Source organism: Cellulomonas algicola (assembly GCF_003851725.1).
Lineage (GTDB): Bacteria > Actinomycetota > Actinomycetes > Actinomycetales > Cellulomonadaceae > Cellulomonas > Cellulomonas algicola.
On sequence record NZ_BHYL01000406.1, the window covers coordinates 596 to 2,508 of the forward strand.

Here is a 1,913-nt window from a genome sequence, read left to right on the forward strand (position 1 = left end):
AGCCCGCGCGCCGCGAGGACCGTCGCGTGCCACGTCCGGAAGTCCTTCGCCGACGCGTCGTCGCCGAGCCGCAGCTTCACGTACTGGCCGACGTCGGCGCTCGTCACGTCGTGCCAGACGCCGTCGTCGTCCTGCCACGCGAGCAGGTCCTCCATGTCGTCGCGCCGCCGCACGAGCGTCCGCACGAGCGTCGCGACCACGTCGTCCTCGACGACGGTGTCCCGCACCTGGCCCGACTTCGCGGGGAAGTGCAGGTGCACGCGCCCTTCGTCGGAGCCGGGCTCGGGCGGCAGGACGCGCACGTGGTCCTTGCGCAGCGTCGCGAGACCGTACGAGCCGTGCTTCGCGGCGTAGCCCTCGCCGCCGACCCGCAGGTACGCGAGGTCGAGCAGCCGGAACGCGAGCGCGAGCGCCTTCTGCTTCGGCATGCCCGGCAGCTCGAGGTCGCGCTCGACGTGCCGCCGCGCGGTGGGCAGCCGGCGCGCGACGTCGAGGACGTGGTCGTGCTTGAGCCGGTCGCGCCGCAGCCGCCACTGCGCGTGGTACAGGTACTGGCGGCGTTCGGCGTCGTCGAGCCCGGCCGCCTGGATGTGGCCGTTGGGCCACGGGCTGATCCACACGTCGCGCCACGCGGGCGGGATCGCGAGCCCGGTGATCCGCTCGAGGTGCTCGACCTCCGTGATCCGCACGCGCTGCACGTCGAGGTAGACGAACCCCTTGCCCGCGCGGCGGCGGGTCCAGCCGGGGGCGTCGATGCGGACGCGGCGGAGGCGAGCCATGCCGGGAGTGTCACCCGACGGCGCGCGTCCCGCGCGGTGAGCGGCCGTCGCGTGCCCGGCCGGCGCAGCACGCCCGCCCGCTCGGCGTCCGCGGGCTCAGTCCGGGAAGCGGACCATGCCCTCCTGCGCGATCGACGCGACGAGCGTCCCGTCACGCGTGAACACCCGTGCCGCCCCGAGGCCGCGCCCGCCCTGCGCGCTCGGCGACGTCTGCACGTACAGGAGCCAGTCGTCGACGCGCGCGTCCCGGTGCCACCACATCGCGTGGTCCAGGCTCGCGATCGACATGCCGGGCGTCACCCACGAGCGTCCCGACCGGCGCAGCACGGGCTCGAGCATGACCTGGTCGCACGCGTACGCGAGCAGCGCGCGGTGCAGCAGCCGGTCGTCCGGCAGCGGGTCGCGCGCCCGGAACCACACCTGCTGGCGTCCCGTGACCTCGGCGGCGCGGCCCAGGTAGATCGAGCCGTCGACGTGCCGGACGTCGAACGCCGACTCCTGCGCCCAGAACTTCGCCGCCGGGTGGTCGATCGTCCCGAGCAGGTCGAGCGCCGACGGAACGTCCTCGGGTGCGGGGACGCCGTCCGGCATCTCGTCCGCGTAGTCGACACCGTCCTGCTCCGTCTGGAAGGACGCGATGAGCGACAGGATCGGGGCGCCGCCCTGCAGCGCGTGCGTCCGACGCGCCGTGAACGACCGGCCGTCCCGCAGCCGCTCGACCGCGAACGAGATCGGCTCCGTCACGACGCCCGCGCGCAGGAAGTACCCGTGCAGCGAGTGCGGCAGCCGGTCGGCGTCGACCGTGCGACCCGCGGCGAGCAGCGCCTGCGCGAGCACCTGCCCGCCGAACACGCGCCCGTTGGGCTGCGGGAGGCTGTGCCCCGAGAACTGGTCCGGGACCGTCGGGTCCGGTGTCAGGTCCAGCGCGTCCAGGACGGCGGCGGTGGGGGAGACGGGCGCGTCGCTCATGCCCCAGAGCGTGCCACGGCCAGGGCTGCGGTGTTGTCGGTCGGACCGAGGCTGCGCTCCGCTGCGGGCGCGTGCCGCCGGCGCGGCCCGCACCCTCCGCTGCGCTCCGCCTCAGTTCCGGTTCCTGTGGTCGGACTGAGGCTGCGCTCCGCTGCGGGCGCGTGC

The 1,913-nt window shown here is 75.0% G+C and carries 2 protein-coding genes; both read right to left on the reverse strand.

The genetic code is table 11. The features are described from left to right. The coding region (locus tag CTKZ_RS20035; RefSeq protein WP_148090533.1) for a DNA topoisomerase IB at positions 1–779 on the reverse strand (779 nt) is incomplete at its 3' end. A gap of 96 nt (positions 780–875) precedes the next feature. Next, positions 876–1,748 carry an acyl-CoA thioesterase gene (locus CTKZ_RS20040; protein ID WP_124344562.1) on the reverse strand — a complete coding sequence of 291 codons (873 nt, stop codon included), beginning with the start codon at positions 1,746–1,748 and terminating at the stop codon, positions 876–878. Positions 1,749–1,913: the final 165 nt, after the last annotated feature.